This is a genomic window from Pseudomonas sp. MBLB4136 (genome assembly GCF_051904765.1).
Taxonomy (GTDB): domain Bacteria; phylum Pseudomonadota; class Gammaproteobacteria; order Pseudomonadales; family Pseudomonadaceae; genus Aquipseudomonas.
The window spans coordinates 3,824,887-3,840,947 of the sequence record NZ_CP196713.1 but is presented as its reverse complement, the minus strand read 5'-3'; the positions used below and the strand labels follow the sequence as shown (position 1 = coordinate 3,840,947).

The following is a 16,061-nucleotide window of genomic DNA, read 5'->3' as shown; positions in this document are numbered from 1 at the left end:
TGGGTTGCGTACAATCGCGCACCCTGAACTTCCCCCTGGGCATTTCCCTGCCTTACGCAATTGCAAGGGCGTCCTTCCGGCCCCGAGCAGCCATGCCAGCCGATGACCATACCTATAAAGCGCTGGGTGAGCAGGATTAACGGAGATTTACCATGTACGCAGTGATTGTTACTGGTGGCAAGCAATACAAGGTCACCGAAGGCGAATTCCTCAAGATCGAAAAGCTCGAAATCGCCACTGGCGAGGCCGTGACTTTTGATCGCGTGCTGCTGATCGGCAACGGCGACGACGTCAAGATCGGCGCGCCGGTTGTAGACGGTGCCAAGGTTGTAGCTGAAGTTGTTTCGCAAGGTCGTCACGACAAGGTTCGCATCATCAAGTTCCGTCGTCGTAAGCACCACATGAAGCGTCAGGGCCACCGTCAGTGGTTCACTGAGATCAAAATCACCGGTATTCAGGCCTGATTCGTTTCGGCCTAATCCCTTAACAGGAGTATTGAACTCATGGCACACAAAAAAGCTGGCGGTAGTACCCGCAACGGTCGCGACTCAGAAGCCAAACGCCTTGGCGTGAAGATGTACGGCGGCCAGGCCATCAAGGCCGGCAACATCATCGTGCGTCAGCGCGGCACCCAGTTCCACGCCGGTTACGGCGTTGGCATGGGTAAGGATCACACCCTCTTCGCTAAGGTCGAAGGTGTGCTCAAGTTCGAAGTAAAGGGCGCGTTCAACCGCCGTTACGTGAGCGTCGTCGCGGCTTAATCGCGAGGCTGCTGGAAAAGCCCTGTCCTTGCGACGGGGCTTTTTTGTTTCTGTATCCTAGGGGTTCTTGCCCGATGACCCGGGTTGCCGCGCTACCGGCGCGGGGTCATCCGGCAAGAGCCTGATGTTCTTAGATTCTGTTGACCCGCAGTGCTGCGGGAGGCGTACCCATGAAATTCGTCGATGAAGTATCGATCTATGTAAAGGCCGGCGACGGCGGTAATGGCATGATGAGCTTCCGTCGTGAGAAGTTCATCGAGAAGGGCGGTCCCAATGGTGGTGATGGTGGTGACGGCGGCTCGGTGTATATCGAAGCCGACGAGAACCTCAACACCCTGGTGGACTACCGCTATACCCGACGCTTTCTCGCGCCGAACGGCGAGAAGGGCGGAAGTACCGATTGCACGGGGGCCAAGGGCGAGGATCTGATCCTGCCGGTGCCGGTTGGCACCACGGTGATCGACTCCGCGACCCAGGAGGTGATCGGTGACCTGACCAAGGCGGGTCAGCGCCTGCTGGTCGCCCAGGGTGGCTGGCATGGCCTGGGCAACACCCGCTTCAAGTCCAGTACCAACCGTGCGCCGCGGCAGACCACGCCGGGCAAGCCGGGCGATGCGCGCGACCTGAAGCTGGAGCTCAAGGTGCTGGCCGATGTCGGTCTGCTCGGCCTGCCGAATGCCGGCAAGAGCACCTTTATTCGATCGGTGTCGGCGGCCAAGCCAAAGGTGGCCGATTATCCCTTCACCACCCTGGTGCCGAATCTCGGGGTGGTCAGTGTCGATCGCTACAAGAGCTTCGTGGTGGCCGATATTCCCGGGCTGATCGAGGGCGCCTCCGAGGGGGCGGGGCTGGGTATCCGTTTCCTCAAGCACCTGGCGCGGACTCGTCTGTTGTTGCACCTGGTGGACATGGCGCCGCTGGATCTGAGTGATCCGGCCGAGGCGGCGGTGACCATCGTCGAGGAGCTGACCAAGTTCAGTCCGGCGCTGGCCGATCGCGATCGCTGGCTGGTGCTGAACAAGTCCGACCAGATGCTGGAAGAGGAGCGCGAGGCGCGCGTTGCTGAAGTGGTGGCGCGTTTGGAATGGAAGGGACCGGTCTATGTGATCTCTGCCCTGGCCCATGAGGGTACCGAGCGGCTCTGTCAGGACATCATGAAGTACCTGGAGGAGCGTGCCGAGCGTGCTGCGGAGAATCCGGAGTTCGCCGACGAGCTGGCCGAGCTGGATCAGCGTATCGAGGACGAGGCGCGTGCCCGTCTGCAGGCGCTGGATGATCAGCGTGCGCTGCGTCGGGCGGGGGTCAAGAGCGTCGATGATGTCGACGAGGATGACTTCGACGACGAAGATGACGAGGATGGCCCGGAGATTATCTACGTCCGGGATTAAGCAAGTTTTCAGCGCCGCTTAATAGCGGCGTTTTTGTAACGGTGGAACTGGCGCTGTCTGGCTAAGGTTGGAAGATCATGCGTGACAAGGTGACCGGCGCGCGGCGCTGGGTAGTAAAGATTGGCAGTGCATTGCTGACCGCCGATGGTCGGGGTCTCGATCGGGCGGCGATGGCGGTGTGGGTCAAGCAGATGGTGGCGTTGCGCGAGCAGGGCGTCGAGCTGGTGCTGGTGTCCTCCGGGGCGGTGGCGGCGGGTATGAGTCGCCTGGGCTGGAATGCCCGGCCGAGCGCCATGCACGAGCTCCAGGCGGCAGCTGCCATCGGCCAGATGGTGCTAATCCAGGCGTGGGAGTCGAGCTTTGCCGAGCATGGCCAGCACACGGCGCAGATCCTCCTGACTCATGACGACCTGTCCGATCGCAAGCGCTACCTGAATGCCCGCAGCACGCTGCGTACCCTGGTGCAGCTGGATGTGGTGCCGGTAATCAACGAGAACGACACCGTGGTCACCGACGAGATCCGCTTCGGCGACAACGACACGCTGGCGGCGCTGGTGGCCAACCTGGTCGAGGCCGATCTGCTGGTCATTCTTACCGATCGGGATGGTATGTATGACGCCGACCCGCGGCATAACCCGGATGCTGCGCTGATCAGCGAGGCGCGTGCCGATGATCCGGCCCTGGATGCGGTGGCGGGCGGCGTGGGTGGCGCGCTCGGGCGCGGCGGCATGCAGACCAAGCTGCGCGCGGCACGGCTGGCGGCGCGTTCCGGGGCGCACACGATCATTGTCGGTGGGGCGATCGAGCAGGTGCTGGCGCGGCTCAAGGCCGGCGAACAGCTGGGTACCTTGCTGGCGCCGGAGCGCGGCCTATTGGCGGCGCGCAAGCAGTGGCTGGCCGGGCACTTGCAGACCCGCGGCACCCTGGTGCTGGATGCTGGTGCGGTCAAGGCGCTGGTCAAGGATCGCAAGAGTCTGCTGCCAGTGGGGGTGAGGGCGGTGCAGGGCAGCTTCCGCCGTGGCGAGATGGTGGTGTGCGTCGACCCCGAGGGGCGTGAGGTGGCGCGTGGGCTGGCCAACTACAGTGCGCTCGAGGCGCAGAAGATCATCGGGCAGCCGTCGGATGCGATCCTGCGCCTGCTCGGCTATGTCGATGAGCCCGAGCTGGTGCATCGGGACAACCTGATTCTGGTGTGAGGGATGGGCATGCGCATGACCAAGCGGTTGTCGGCGGTGCTGATGCTGCTGCCGTCGCTGGTCTTCGCCGAGCAGATCGGCGAGGTGTCCACGGTATTCAAGCTGCTGGGGCCGAACGACAAGATCGTGGTCGAGGCGTTCGATGACCCCAGGGTGGAGGGGGTAACCTGCTACCTGTCCCGGGCCAAGGCCGGTGGGGTCAAGGGTGGCCTGGGGCTTGCCGAGGACAGGGCCGAGGCGTCGATCGCCTGTCGCCAGGTCGGTCCGGTTCGCTTCAAGTCCGAGCTCAAAGAGGGCGAGGAGGTGTTTCGCGAGCGCACCTCCCTGGTGTTCAAGACCATGCAGGTGGTGCGCTTCTTCGATGAGAAGCGCAATACCCTGATCTACCTGGTGTACAGCGACCGGGTGATCGAGGGCAGTCCGCAGAATGCGGTGACGGCCATACCGATCCTGCCCTGGCCGGAGCGGCCCTGAGCGGAAAAGGAGGCTCGACTCGAGATCGGGCCTTTTCTATAGGCAATAAAAAACCGGCCCTGGGGCCGGCTTTTCAAGAACAGACAGCTTAGGCTGCTGCAGCTTCACCGAGCGCCTTGATGTGGGCGTTCAGGCGGCCTTTGTGGCGGGCTGCTTTGTTCTTGTGGATGATGCCTTTGTCAGCCATACGGTCGATGACCGGGACAGCCAGGGTGTAAGCGGTCTTGGCCTGTTCGAGGTCTTTGGCGTCGATAGCCTTGACCACGTTCTTGATGTAGGTACGGACCATGGAGCGCAGGCTGGCGTTATGGCTACGACGCTTCTCAGCCTGTTTGGCGCGTTTTTTGGCAGAAGGTGTATTGGCCACCGTCAAGCTCCTCGAAAACTGGGGGGTTACAAACAAATAAGGCCGCGAATCATGCCGAGCTCAGGGGCGCCTGTCAAGCGTGTTGGCGTTTGTCCCTGCTGGCCTGACCAGTGGCAGGCCGCTACACTCGTCGCCTTCGCGCGCCGGCGGATTGTCCGCTGGCGTGCTCGCTCGCGGAAATCGAATTATTACATGAATCTGCTCAAGTCGCTGGCCGCCGTCAGCTCGTTGACCATGCTTTCCCGTGTTCTGGGGTTTGTGCGCGACACCATCATCGCGCGCATCTTCGGTGCCGGCGTGGCCTCGGACGCCTTCGTGGTGGCCTTCAAACTGCCCAATCTGTTGCGCCGGATCTTCGCCGAGGGGGCCTTCTCCCAGGCCTTCGTGCCAATCCTGGCGGAGTACAAGACCCAGCAGGGTGAAGAGGCGACGCGTACCTTCGTCGCCTACGTCAGCGGCCTGCTGACCCTGGTGCTGGCGCTGGTCACCCTGGTCGGCATCCTGATCGCGCCCTGGATCGTCTGGGTTTCCGCCCCGGGCTTCGCCGATGAGGCCGATCGCTTCGCCCTGACCACCGATCTGTTGCGAGTGACCTTCCCTTATATATTGCTGATCTCCCTGTCGTCGCTGGCCGGTGCGGTGCTCAACACCTGGAACCGCTTCTCGGTGCCGGCCTTCGTGCCGACGCTGCTGAATGTCAGCATGATCGTCTTCGCGCTGTGGCTGACTCCTTATTTCGACCCGCCGATCATGGCCCTGGGCTGGGCCGTGCTGGTCGGCGGCCTGCTGCAGCTGCTCTACCAGCTGCCGCACCTGAAGAAGGTCGGCATGCTGGTGCTGCCGCGCCTCAACCTCAAGGACATGGGCGTGTGGCGGGTGCTCAGGCAGATGGGGCCGGCCATCTTCGGCGTGTCGGTCAGTCAGATCTCGCTGATCATCAACACCATCTTCGCCTCCTTCCTGGTCGCCGGCTCCGTGTCCTGGATGTACTACGCCGACCGCCTGATGGAGTTGCCGGCCGGAGTTCTCGGTGTGGCCCTGGGTACCATCCTGTTGCCGGCACTGTCGAAGACCCATGCCAGTGCCGATCGCGAAGAGTACTCGCGGCTGCTCGACTGGGGGTTGCGCCTGTCTTTCCTGTTGGCGCTGCCCAGTGCCGTGGCCCTGGCGGTGCTGGCCGAGCCGTTGACGGTCTCACTGTTCCAGTACGGCAAGTTCGCCGCCCATGATGCGCTCATGACCCAGCGGGCGCTGATCGCCTACTCGGTCGGTCTGCTCGGCATCATCCTGGTGAAGATACTCGCGCCGGGTTTCTACGCCCGGCAGAACATTCGCACGCCGGTGCGCATCGCCGTGGTGACGCTGATCGCCACGCAGCTGATGAACCTGGCGCTGATCGGTCCGCTGGCCCATGCCGGGCTGGCCCTGGCCATCGGCCTTGGCGCCTGCCTGAATGCCGGCTTGCTGTATTGGCAATTGCGCAAGGGCGATTACTTTCAGCCACAGCCGGGCTGGGGGCTGTTCCTCGGCAAGCTGCTGCTGGCGGTGGCGACGATGGGCGCCACGTTGCTGCTGGTCATGCACTTCATGCCGGCCTGGAGCGAGGGCAACATGCTGCTGCGTCTGCTGCGACTGGCAGGCTTGGTGCTGGTCGGGCTGGCGAGCTATTTCGCCACGCTGCTGCTGCTTGGCTTCCGCCTGCGCGACTTCGCCCGACGGGCGCGCACCTGATCGGCGACAGGTTGGATTTGCCGCCTGTTGTCTGCGGGGCGGTGTGCGTATAATCGGCCACTTTCTGAGCAAGAAGCGTGCTATGCAGCTGGTTCGAGGCCTTCATAATCTGCGGCCCCAGCATCGGGACTGTGTTGCCACCATCGGCAATTTCGACGGCGTCCATCTTGGCCATCAGGCCATCCTGGCGCGCCTGCGCGAGCGCGCGGCCGAACTGGGGGTGCCCAGTTGCGTGGTGATTTTCGAGCCGCAGCCGCGCGAGTTCTTCACGCCGCAGACGGCGCCGGCGCGCCTGACCCGTCTGCGCGACAAGCTCGCGCTGCTGGCCGAGGAGGGCGTCGATCGGGTGCTGTGCCTGGCGTTCAACCCGCGCCTGCGCGAGTTGAGTGCGGCCGAGTTCGTGCGTGAGGTGCTGGTCGAGGGGCTGGCGGTGCGCCATCTCGAGGTCGGCGACGACTTTCGATTCGGCTGCGATCGCGCCGGGGACTTCGCCTTCCTGGCCGAGGCCGGGAGCCAGCAGGGTTTCAGCGTCGAGGCCGCGGCCACTGTCGAGGTGAACGGCGGCCGGGTCAGCAGCACGCGTGTGCGCGAGGCCCTGAGCAGTGGCGACTTCGCGCTTGCCGAACAGCTGCTCGGTCGACCTTTCCAGATTGCCGGGCGGGTGTTGCACGGGCAGAAGCTGGGCCGTCAGTTGGACGCGCCGACGGCCAACATCCAGCTCAAGCGCCGCCGCGTGCCCTTGACCGGGGTGTACCTGGTCAGCACCCGGGTGGACGGCCAGGCCTGGCCGGGCGTCGCCAATATCGGTGTGCGGCCGACCGTGGCCGGCGACGGCAGCGCCCATCTGGAAGTGCATCTGCTGGATTTTGCCGGCGACCTGTATGGCCGGCGTTTGACGGTGGCGTTCCACCACAAGCTGCGCGACGAGCAGCGTTTCGCCTCACTCGAGGCCCTGAAGACGGCAATTGCTGCCGATATTGCCGCCGCCCGTGCCCATTGGCAGGGCCAACCGCTTAAGTGAAGAGCCTGAGATGACCGACTACAAAGCCACGCTAAATCTGCCTGATACCCAGTTTCCGATGAAGGCCGGCCTGCCCCAGCGCGAGCCACAGACCCTGCAGCGCTGGAACGACTTCGGCCTGTATCAGAAGCTGCGGCAGATCAGCGAGGGGCGGCCGAAGTTCGTCCTGCACGACGGCCCGCCCTACGCCAATGGCAGCATTCACATCGGTCATGCGGTCAACAAGATCCTCAAGGACTTCATCACCCGCTCCAAGACCTTGTCCGGCTTCGACGCACCCTACGTGCCGGGCTGGGACTGCCACGGCCTGCCGATCGAGCACAAGGTGGAGACCACTCACGGCAAGCACCTGGCCGCCGACAAGACCCGCGAGCTGTGCCGCGCCTACGCCGCCGAACAGATCGAAGGGCAGAAGGCCGACTTCATCCGCCTCGGCGTGCTCGGCGACTGGGATAATCCCTACAAGACCATGGAATTCGCCAACGAGGCCGGCGAGATCCGCGCCCTGGCCGAGATGGTCAAGCAGGGCTTCGTGTTCAAGGGGCTGAAGCCGGTCAACTGGTGCTTCGATTGCCGCTCGGCCCTGGCCGAGGCCGAGGTCGAGTACGCCGACAAGCAGTCGCCGACCATCGATGTTGGTTTCCCGGTCGAGGACGCCGACAAGCTGGCCGCGGCCTTCGGCCTGAGCGGCCTGGACAAGGCCGCCTACCTGGTGATCTGGACCACCACGCCCTGGACCATCCCGGCCAACCAGGCGTTGAACGTGCATCCGGAGTTCGACTACGCCCTGGTCGACACCGGCGACAGGTACCTGCTGCTGGCCGAGGAGCTGGTGGAGAGCTGCCTCGCGCGCTTCGGCCTGCAGGGTGAGGTGGTCGCCCGGGCCAAGGGCGAGGCGCTGGAGCTGATTCGCTGCCGCCACCCCTTCTACGAGCGCTTCTCGCCGGTCTACCTCGCCGACTACGTGGCCCTGGACGCCGGTACCGGCATCGTCCACTCGGCCCCGGCCTATGGCGAGGACGACTTCCATTCGTGCAAGCGCTACGGCATGCACAACGACGACATCCTCAATCCGGTGCAGAGCAATGGCGTCTACGCCGAGTCGCTGCCATTCTTCGGCGGCCAGTTCATCTGGAAGGCCAACCCGGCGATCGTCGACAAGCTGGCCGAGGTCGGCTGCCTGCTGGCCCACGAGAAGGTCAACCACAGCTACATGCACTGCTGGCGGCACAAGACCCCGCTGATCTACCGCGCCACGGCGCAGTGGTTCGTCGGCATGGACAAGCAGTCGGCCCAGGGCAACACCCTGCGCGAGCGCGCCATCGCCGGCATCGAGCAGACCGCCTTCGTCCCGGCCTGGGGCCAGGCGCGCCTGCACGGCATGATCGCCGGCCGTCCCGACTGGTGCATCTCGCGCCAGCGCAACTGGGGCGTGCCGATCCCGTTCTTCCTGCACAAGGAAAGCGGCGAGCTGCACCCGCGCACGGTCGAGCTGATGGAGGCGGTGGCCCAGCGCGTCGAGCAGCAGGGCATCGAGGCCTGGTTCCAGCTGGACGCCGCCGAACTGCTTGGCGACGAGGCGGCGCAGTACGATAAGATCAGCGACACCCTGGACGTCTGGTTCGACTCGGGCACCACCCACTGGCACGTGCTGCGTGGCTCGCATTCGCTCGGCCATGCCAGCGGCCCGCGTGCCGACCTCTACCTGGAAGGCTCCGACCAGCATCGCGGCTGGTTCCATTCCTCCCTGCTGACCGGCTGCGCCATCGACGGCCATGCGCCCTACAAGGCGCTGCTGACCCACGGTTTCGTGGTCGACGAGAACGGCCGCAAGATGTCCAAGTCGCTGGGCAACGTGGTCGCGCCCCAGGAAGTCAACGACAGCCTGGGCGCCGACATCCTGCGCCTGTGGGTGGCTTCCTCGGACTACTCGGGCGAGATGGCCGTGTCCAAGGTCATCCTGCAGCGCAGCGCCGATGCCTACCGACGCATCCGCAACACCGCGCGCTTTTTGCTCTCCAACCTCAGCGGCTTCGACCCGGCGCAGCACCTGCTGGCGGACACCGAGATGCTGGCGCTGGACCGCTGGGCGGTCGACCGCGCGCTGCTGCTGCAGCGCGAGATCGAAGAGGCCTACGACAGCTACCGCTTCTGGAACGTCTACCAGAAGGTGCACAACTTCTGCGTGCAGGAGCTGGGTGGCTTCTACCTCGACATCATCAAGGACCGCCAGTACACAACCGCCGCCGACAGCGTGGCGCGGCGCTCCTGCCAGACCGCGCTGTTCCACATCGCCGAGGCGCTGGTGCGCTGGATCGCGCCGATCCTGTCGTTCACCGCCGACGAGATCTGGCAGTACCTGCCGGGCGAGCGCAACGAGTCGGTCATGCTCAACGGCTGGTATCAGGGTCTGAGCGAGTTGCCGCAGGGCTTCGAGCTGAGCCGCGAGTTCTGGGAGCGGGTCATGGCGGTCAAGGTGGCGGTGAACAAGGAGCTGGAGAACCAGCGCAGCGCCAAGGCCATCGGTGGCAACCTGCAGGCCGAAGTCACGGTGTACGCCGAAGACAGCCTGATCTCCGACCTGGACAAGCTGGGCAACGAGCTGCGCTTCGTGCTGATCACCTCCACCGCGACGCTGGCGCCGCTGGCCAGCGCGCCGAGCGATGCAGTGGAAACCGAAGTGGCCGGTCTCAAGCTCAAGGTGGTCAAGTCCGCCCACGCCAAGTGCGGGCGCTGCTGGCACCACCGCGAGGACGTCGGCAGCCATGCCGCGCATCCGCAGATCTGCGGTCGTTGTGTGGACAACATCGAAGGCGCCGGCGAGGTTCGTCACTATGCCTAACGCCAGCCGTTACGGGCGCCTGGCCTGGTTGTGGCTGAGCCTGCTGGTGTTTGCCGCGGACCAGGCCAGCAAGCTCTACGTCGAGGATGTGCTGACCCTGTACCAGCAGGTGGTGGTGATCCCCGGCTACTTCAGCTGGACCCTGGCCTACAACACCGGTGCGGCCTTCAGCTTCCTGGCCGGGGCATCCGGCTGGCAGCGCTGGTTCTTCGCCGCCATCGCCCTGGTAGTCAGCGTGGTGCTGGTTATCTGGCTCAAGCGCCTCAAGCCCGAGGAAACCTGGCTGGCCGTCGCCCTGGCCCTGGTGCTCGGCGGCGCCCTGGGCAACCTGGTCGATCGCGTGGTGCTCGGCCATGTGGTCGACTTCATCCTGGTGCACTGGCAGCACCGCTGGTATTTCCCGGCGTTCAACATCGCCGACAGCGCCATTACCGTCGGCGCCATCATTCTGGCGCTGGATATGTTCAAGAGCAACAAGTCCGGAGACCTCGCCCATGACTGAGCTACGTATCGGCCCGGACAAGGAAGTCACCCTGCATTTCGCCCTCAAGCTGGAAAACGGCGAGGTGGTGGACAGCACCGAAGGCAAAGCCCCGGCCACCTTCAGGGTCGGCGACGGCAACCTGTTGCCGGGTTTCGAGTCCGCCCTGTTCGGCTTCAAGGCCGGCGACAAGCGCAGCGTGCAGGTGCTGCCGGAGCAGGGCTTCGGCCAGCCCAATCCGCAGAACGTGCAGGTGATGCCGCGCGCGCAGTTCCAGGACATGGAGCTGTCCGAGGGGCTGCTGGTGATCTTCAACGATGCCGCCAACACCGAGCTGCCGGGCGTGGTCAAGGCCTTCGACGAGGCCCAGGTGACCATCGACTTCAATCACCCGCTGGCCGGCAAGACGCTCAACTTCGACGTGGAAATCATCGAAGTCAGGGCGCTCTGAGGCCTTGCCGAGGGGCTGCCAGCCAGTCCCTCCTGGCGGCCATTCGCCCGCTGCCTGCGGGCGGCGTTAAACTCCCAGTTCCCGCTTCGCGCCGAGATCCACGCCCATGCATATCAAACTCGCCAACCCCCGCGGCTTCTGCGCCGGCGTCGATCGTGCCATCGAGATCGTCAACCGCGCCCTGGAGGTCTTCGGCCCGCCGATCTACGTGCGCCACGAGGTGGTACACAACAAGTTCGTGGTCGAGGACCTGCGCGCGCGCGGCGCGGTGTTCGTCGAGGAGCTGGACCAGGTGCCGGACGACGTCATCGTCATCTTCAGCGCCCACGGCGTGTCCCAGGCGGTGCGCAGCGAGGCCGAGCGGCGAGGCCTAAAGGTGTTCGACGCCACTTGTCCGCTGGTGACCAAGGTGCATATGGAAGTGGTGCGCTACAGCCGCGAGGGCCGCGAGTGCATCCTCATCGGCCACGCCGGTCACCCGGAAGTCGAGGGCACCATGGGCCAATACGACGCCAGCAACGGCGGCGCCATCTACCTGGTGGAGGACGAGGCGGACGTGCAGCGCCTGCAGGTGCGCAACCCGCAAGCCCTGGCCTTCGTCACCCAGACCACCCTGTCGATGGACGACACCAGCAAGGTGATCGACGCCCTGCGCCGCAAGTTTCCCGACATCGGCGGCCCGCGCAAGGACGACATCTGCTACGCCACCCAGAACCGCCAGGACGCGGTCAAGCAGCTGGCCGCCGAATGCGACGTGCTGCTGGTGGTCGGCAGTCCCAACAGCTCCAACTCCAACCGTCTGCGCGAGCTGGCCGAGCGCATGGGCACCCCGGCCTACCTGATCGACGGCGCCGAAGACCTCAAGCGCGAATGGTTCGACGGCGTCGCCGGCATCGGCATCACCGCGGGCGCCTCGGCCCCGGAAGTGCTGGTGCGCGGCGTGGTCCGCCAGTTGCAGGAGTGGGGGGCAGTCGGTGAGAGCGAGCTGGCCGGAAGGCCGGAGAACGTGACCTTCTCCATGCCCAAGGAGTTGCGCGTGAAGACCTTATAACCCCGGGTGGGCGGAGTTAAACGGTTATCGAGCCGGATTGTTGTTCTGGATGGAAAGGAAAAGGGGCGGCGTAATGCCGACCCTTTTTTGTTCTGCGGCCTAACGTCGCCAGCATTGGGCAAGTGTGCCGCCTGACTGGCCCTTGGCGCCGGTATTGCTCAGGGTCAGGGTGCCGCACAGGTCGCCGGCCATGGCGCCCTTGGGGACCGCGCGCAATGTGTAGGCGTTCGCCGTAGGGGCAGCGGCGAAGCTCAGGTCGTAATACTTGGTTGTGCCGTCCTTGGGCGCCTCGGTAAAGGGGAGCGCAGGCGCGGCGTTGGTTGATGTCAGGTACTTGCCGTTCGAGGTGTAGTGGCGCTCCATGAACTGCGCCAGCTCAAGAATGGCGGTCTGGGCGTCGGCACGCCGGGACTTTCGCACATGCTCCTGGTACGACGGGTAGGCAATTGCGGCCAGAATCGCCACGATTGCCACGACGATCATCATCTCGATCAGGGTGAAGCCTGCACTGCGCTTGGCGCAGTGCAGGCTATTGCTCGGTTGCTTCATCAGTTGGTCCTTAATTCACGCCAGGAGTTTCGGCCAAATCGCTGCGAGCCAGACACCGCCACGCATTTCGGCGTGGCGCCGCTGGAGCCGGCGAAGCAAAGCCACTTGTACAGCGGTGTCACGCCCTTGCTGACGCCATGGTCTGGATCGGAAATACCCGACCAAGGTATTTCCCCGTTTTCGTTTGGCAGGGTTGTGGTGTCGGCACTGTCCAGGTTGCCGTCACCGCTGGTATCAAAGTAGACGTTTTCCAGGCGCCCGCCGCTCGACAGCTTGATTGACATGATCCAACTGGTGCCACCGGATGCACAGGGGTCGGCCGATGGCGTCATGGTAGTGAAAATAACCCGACCCGAGCGCAGGGTCGCCTTGGCGACGACGCGCTCTCCCTTGGCGCCTGGGCCGCCTTCCGCGGTTTGCCAGGCAAGATCCAGGTAATAGCCGCGGTCTCCCGATTGCAGGATGTTGGCCGAGATGGCGCGCGCCTTGGTGCCGTTCGCCAGGGTGGCCTCTTTGAGGATCTTCTGCTGGCGCAGGTTGCCGCGGCCATTGGTCAGCAGACCCTCATCGATAATGCCGTAGAAGGTATCGACTTGTGGATTGTTCGGGATTTCGTTGTCGCCGACTTTGTAGAAGCTACCGGTGCCGAAGAAGACCATGTGCTTGCCATCATCATTGAATGCGGATGAGAGCGGCGCCGTGATCGCTTGGCGGTTACCCGAGGCGTCCTTGGCGATGAACATGGGGTTGGCGCCCAGTCCGTTTGGAATGCCCCACTGGTTGACGTTGCTGCCCAGGTCCAGGCGCCAGACGTTGCCCAGGGTGTCGGCCACGTAGACGCGATCGGCGACCTGGTCGAAGTCGGTGTCGGATGCCAGGGGGGCACCCAGGTTGCCAGTGGTCGGCAGGGTGATGTCCTTGATCACGCTGCCGTCGGAGGCGTCCAGGACCCAGACCCGTCCTGTGGATGGGGCCGTATCGTGGTAGCCGCTGCTGACGATGACGCCGAACTTTCCGTTGGGCAACGCGACCAGTGCCGGTTGGCCCATGGTGTAACCCATGGCAGGATGGCTGAACTCCCACAGCACATTACTGCTGGTCATGTTGCTCGGGTCGGTGATGTCCAGGGCGAAGATGCTCTTGCCTCCGGCGCCGGTCGCGCCGACCACCAGGGTTTTCCAACCGGTAGTGCTGCCCAGCCAGGCATCGCCGACGCGCGGAGTGGCATCAACATAATAGCGGTGGGCATAGGCCGGGTCGGTGAGCTTGGCCAGGTTGCCCATGACGCCATCGGGCACGTAGGCGAACAGTTCCTTGCCGCCGTTGGTCAGCGTGTTGCTGCTGAGCCTGGCATCGAAGCCATGCAGCATGCCGTCGTTGGCCCCGACAACCACCATGGGCAGGCGATTCTGGTAGCTGCTGGAGCCGCGGAATGCCGTGTAGGCAGTGCCGACGGCGCCACTGTTCCAGGATAGACGCGAGTAACCGAAGTCCTGCTTGTGGATGAACTGCGGGTCCGAATTGACGATGTCACCCAGGCGGCTGGAGCGCTGGCGGAAGGGTTTGGTGCGGTCGTCGTTGGTGATCTCCAGGCTGCGGTCGCCGCGCAGGTAGTCGACCCGCAGCTGTGCCTCTGTGGTGCCGGTGTCGCCAGGCTGGACCAGGAGCGCCAGTTGCGTGGAGTCAATTCCGGTCTTGGTGAAATCCCGGCCTGTGGTCGAACGCCGAGGCCCGTTGTTGGAGTCGGGGGTCAGCGGGCTGATGGTGAAGATCTTGCGGGTGGACACGTTGGCCAGGCTGTCCAGGGCGGTTGCGGCACTCCAGGTCGCGGTTGTGGCAACCACACCGTTGCTGCCGATCTGCTTGGCCAGCAGGTCGCCGCTCCAACGCGTGCTATCGAGCAGTGACTGGAATACGGCGGTGTCGGTTTCCAGGCGGCTTGAGTTGCTGGACAGCGAAGCCGTCGTGCTCTTGGCTTCCAGGGCAATTTGGGCGAAGGCCTGCTTAAGACTTTGCACCATATTGGCTGCATCGCTCGCCACATAAAAATTGTCTGGGCGTGGGTCGCCGGTGCTCAGAACATCAGTGGTGGTGCGCCACCAGGATTCGGGTAGGGCCGCCGTGCGTGCATAGGGGTCGCCGTAATCGTCAGGCACCTTGAAGCCGCCGTACTTGGCGGCAAGCCAATACTGGTTCTGGTCCTTGCTCCGCAATACTTGATTTTCACGCACGTCCACCCAGTAGGTAGAGACGGTCTGCTTGCCGGCGATGGTGCTGCGCAGGTCCTTGGTGTTGGCGTCGTAGGCCATGCCCACCATGTAGGCCGAGTTTTCCCGGCCGCTGAAGGGAGTGTTGATGGTGATCCCTTCGAGCTGGGCCACCTTCTGCGTCGCGGTGACCACGTTGATGCTGGTGTCGGAGGATACCTGCGCCGGCATGCTGGGCTCATCGGTGGTCCGCGAGTTGCCAGGCAGGTTCTTGTCGCGGTGGGTGTTGACGTCGCCGATGCCGAGGATCACGTTCTTCTGGCAGGCGTACTGAATCGGGTCCTGCCAGTTGGTGATGACGGGAAAACCATCGGCGAGGTCATAGGTGTTGCCGCTGCTGATGGTCGAGTAGGCGGGCACGTTGCCCTGGTTCTTGAAGTAGCGCAGGGCGGTGTAATACAGCTCGCTGACCGGGTCCTTGGACTTGTGGTTCAGGCTGGTCATCTGTCCGAACTTGTTCAGGTAGTTGATCACGCCGCTGTCGGCAATGCTGGAGTGGGTCGCGCTGGCATCGCTCGGATTGGGGTTGCGTACAAAAACGCCGGTGGTGGCATCCCACTCGTTGGCCGGGTTGCTCAGCTCCCCCGGCGTGCCGGGGCTGCGGGTGATCTGCCCGACGTACTTCTGCTGGGCGCGCAGCACGCCACCGTCGCGCAGGGTGTCGGAGTCATTGAGGTAGCCGAAGACGCTGTAGCGGATGTCCTTGGAATACAGCTGAATCAGGCCTTCGGGCTTGTAGCCCTGGGCGTACTTTGTGCAGTTGGTTTCCAGGCCGACGCTGGCGTCGCAGACCTTCACGCGCATTACCACTTCATACACGTTGCCGCCATTGCCGGTCAGCGTGGTGGACGAGCTGTAAGGCGTGACAGTGCCACTCCAGCTGCCGTTCAAGGTAAAGCGCATGCGGTTGCCATACCCCTCCAGCCGCGTGTTGAACTCGCTCCAGTCTGCTGCTGTGGCAGCGCTCACGGTTGTTGATCCGGATATTTGCAGACGCCCGCTGCTGTTCTGGCCAGTGTGCCGGGCCTTTTCCAGCCAGGTTTCGGTCGCGGTGTCCCTGACGCGATAACCGCCGGTCAGGGCGCTACGAAAGGGATCGATGGTCTGGGTCGCGGCCCAGTTGAGGTAGTTACCGCTCCACAGCTTGCCGGCGCAGGTGCGGCTGGTGGAAATGGAGACCGGGTAGAAGTGGCTGTTGCGTTTGTCACTGTTGGCCGTGTCGTCGCTGTAGTCATAACACTTGTTCGAGTCGAAGTAGCCGACGAAGGTGGTGCTGGCGCTGTAGTTGCCCAGGTTGGCCATGCTGATGATGGTCGGCCACTCGACCGAGGGCACCAGTGCTAGGTTGCCAGGTACGTTGCCGCCGCCCAAGAGCAGCGGTGCCTGCGAGACTTGCGCCTGGGCCGGGGTGGCGGCCAGGGCGATGCACAGGGACATCGCAAAGCCGGCGCTGATGTTTACTGGGCTTGAGCTTACGGCGGA

Annotated in this window: 14 protein-coding genes; 11 read left to right on the top strand and 3 right to left on the bottom strand. The window is 64.0% G+C overall.

All coding sequences use genetic code 11. The features are described 5' to 3' along the window. The first annotated feature begins 152 nt into the window (after positions 1 to 152). The 5 genes from rplU to ACSX1D_RS17465 all read left to right on the top strand — a co-directional run bounded on the left by rplU (position 153) and on the right by ACSX1D_RS17465 (position 3,819). Positions 153 to 464, top strand: a complete 312-nt coding sequence (gene rplU, locus ACSX1D_RS17485; protein ID WP_255837241.1) for a 50S ribosomal protein L21 — start codon at positions 153 to 155, stop codon at positions 462 to 464. A gap of 39 nt (positions 465 to 503) precedes the next feature. After that, on the top strand, positions 504 to 761 hold the full coding sequence (gene rpmA / locus ACSX1D_RS17480; RefSeq protein WP_213641310.1) for a 50S ribosomal protein L27: 258 nt from the start codon (positions 504 to 506) through the stop codon (positions 759 to 761). Positions 762 to 931: 170 nt separating this feature from the next. Next, positions 932 to 2,149: an Obg family GTPase CgtA gene (cgtA, locus tag ACSX1D_RS17475; protein ID WP_439859711.1), complete on the top strand. Its 1,218-nt coding sequence runs from the start codon at positions 932 to 934 to the stop codon at positions 2,147 to 2,149. A gap of 77 nt (positions 2,150 to 2,226) precedes the next feature. Next, complete coding sequence (gene proB / locus ACSX1D_RS17470; RefSeq protein WP_439859710.1) at positions 2,227 to 3,345, top strand: glutamate 5-kinase; 1,119 nt, start codon at positions 2,227 to 2,229, stop codon at positions 3,343 to 3,345. 9 nt (positions 3,346 to 3,354) lie between these two features. Beyond that, positions 3,355 to 3,819: a CreA family protein gene (locus ACSX1D_RS17465; protein ID WP_439859709.1), complete on the top strand. Its 465-nt coding sequence runs from the start codon at positions 3,355 to 3,357 to the stop codon at positions 3,817 to 3,819. Between the two features lie 88 nt (positions 3,820 to 3,907). On the opposite strand, the gene rpsT is transcribed toward ACSX1D_RS17465, so the two are convergent. Then, a complete protein-coding gene (rpsT, locus tag ACSX1D_RS17460; RefSeq protein WP_213641307.1) occupies positions 3,908 to 4,186 on the bottom strand; it encodes a 30S ribosomal protein S20 in 279 nt (92 codons plus the stop codon). A gap of 192 nt (positions 4,187 to 4,378) precedes the next feature. Here rpsT and murJ point away from each other — a divergent pair, with 192 nt between their 5' ends. The 6 genes from murJ (at position 4,379) to ispH (ending at position 11,763) form a co-directional block, all read left to right on the top strand. Continuing rightward, entirely contained in the window at positions 4,379 to 5,917 is a 1,539-nt protein-coding gene (murJ, locus tag ACSX1D_RS17455; protein ID WP_439859708.1) for a murein biosynthesis integral membrane protein MurJ, read from the top strand. 82 nt (positions 5,918 to 5,999) lie between these two features. Continuing rightward, positions 6,000 to 6,938 carry a bifunctional riboflavin kinase/FAD synthetase gene (gene ribF, locus ACSX1D_RS17450; protein WP_439859707.1) on the top strand — a complete coding sequence of 313 codons (939 nt, stop codon included), beginning with the start codon at positions 6,000 to 6,002 and terminating at the stop codon, positions 6,936 to 6,938. A gap of 10 nt (positions 6,939 to 6,948) precedes the next feature. Further along, the gene (gene ileS, locus ACSX1D_RS17445; RefSeq protein WP_439859706.1) at positions 6,949 to 9,780 is read left to right on the top strand and encodes an isoleucine--tRNA ligase; all 2,832 of its coding nucleotides are present in this window, start codon (positions 6,949 to 6,951) and stop codon (positions 9,778 to 9,780) included. Further along, positions 9,773 to 10,282: a signal peptidase II gene (gene lspA / locus ACSX1D_RS17440; protein WP_439859705.1), complete on the top strand. Its 510-nt coding sequence runs from the start codon at positions 9,773 to 9,775 to the stop codon at positions 10,280 to 10,282. Before ileS ends, lspA begins: the two co-directional genes overlap by 8 nt. Then, complete coding sequence (locus tag ACSX1D_RS17435; protein ID WP_439859704.1) at positions 10,275 to 10,712, top strand: FKBP-type peptidyl-prolyl cis-trans isomerase; 438 nt, start codon at positions 10,275 to 10,277, stop codon at positions 10,710 to 10,712. Before lspA ends, ACSX1D_RS17435 begins: the two co-directional genes overlap by 8 nt. Before the next feature lie 106 nt (positions 10,713 to 10,818). Continuing rightward, positions 10,819 to 11,763 (top strand): 4-hydroxy-3-methylbut-2-enyl diphosphate reductase, encoded by a 945-nt coding sequence (gene ispH, locus ACSX1D_RS17430; RefSeq protein ID WP_439859703.1) that lies wholly within the window; start codon positions 10,819 to 10,821, stop codon positions 11,761 to 11,763. Between the two features lie 99 nt (positions 11,764 to 11,862). Here ispH and ACSX1D_RS17425 read toward each other — a convergent pair whose 3' ends face one another. Beyond that, positions 11,863 to 12,312, bottom strand: coding sequence for a type IV pilin protein (locus ACSX1D_RS17425; protein ID WP_439859702.1), 450 nt, complete (start codon positions 12,310 to 12,312; stop codon positions 11,863 to 11,865). Beyond that, positions 12,312 to 16,016 carry a pilus assembly protein gene (locus tag ACSX1D_RS17420; RefSeq protein ID WP_439859701.1) on the bottom strand — a complete coding sequence of 1,235 codons (3,705 nt, stop codon included), beginning with the start codon at positions 16,014 to 16,016 and terminating at the stop codon, positions 12,312 to 12,314. The genes ACSX1D_RS17425 and ACSX1D_RS17420 overlap by 1 nt, the downstream gene beginning before the upstream one ends. Between the last annotated feature and the right edge of the window lie 45 nt (positions 16,017 to 16,061).

Excerpts from the sequence above, each read along its gene's own strand:
- lspA (WP_439859705.1), top strand. The coding sequence starts at position 9,773 with ATGCCTAACGCCAGCCGTTACGGGCGCCTGGCCTGGTTGTGGCTGAGC.
- ACSX1D_RS17425 (WP_439859702.1), bottom strand. The coding sequence starts at position 12,312 with ATGAAGCAACCGAGCAATAGCCTGCACTGCGCCAAGCGCAGTGCAGGC.
- rpmA (WP_213641310.1), top strand. The coding sequence starts at position 504 with ATGGCACACAAAAAAGCTGGCGGTAGTACCCGCAACGGTCGCGACTCA.
- ACSX1D_RS17465 (WP_439859709.1), top strand. The coding sequence starts at position 3,355 with ATGCGCATGACCAAGCGGTTGTCGGCGGTGCTGATGCTGCTGCCGTCG.
- ribF (WP_439859707.1), top strand. The coding sequence starts at position 6,000 with ATGCAGCTGGTTCGAGGCCTTCATAATCTGCGGCCCCAGCATCGGGAC.
- ACSX1D_RS17420 (WP_439859701.1), bottom strand. The coding sequence starts at position 16,016 with ATGTCCCTGTGCATCGCCCTGGCCGCCACCCCGGCCCAGGCGCAAGTC.
- ACSX1D_RS17435 (WP_439859704.1), top strand. The coding sequence starts at position 10,275 with ATGACTGAGCTACGTATCGGCCCGGACAAGGAAGTCACCCTGCATTTC.
- cgtA (WP_439859711.1), top strand. The coding sequence starts at position 932 with ATGAAATTCGTCGATGAAGTATCGATCTATGTAAAGGCCGGCGACGGC.
- rplU (WP_255837241.1), top strand. The coding sequence starts at position 153 with ATGTACGCAGTGATTGTTACTGGTGGCAAGCAATACAAGGTCACCGAA.
- murJ (WP_439859708.1), top strand. The coding sequence starts at position 4,379 with ATGAATCTGCTCAAGTCGCTGGCCGCCGTCAGCTCGTTGACCATGCTT.
- ileS (WP_439859706.1), top strand. The coding sequence starts at position 6,949 with ATGACCGACTACAAAGCCACGCTAAATCTGCCTGATACCCAGTTTCCG.
- ispH (WP_439859703.1), top strand. The coding sequence starts at position 10,819 with ATGCATATCAAACTCGCCAACCCCCGCGGCTTCTGCGCCGGCGTCGAT.
- proB (WP_439859710.1), top strand. The coding sequence starts at position 2,227 with ATGCGTGACAAGGTGACCGGCGCGCGGCGCTGGGTAGTAAAGATTGGC.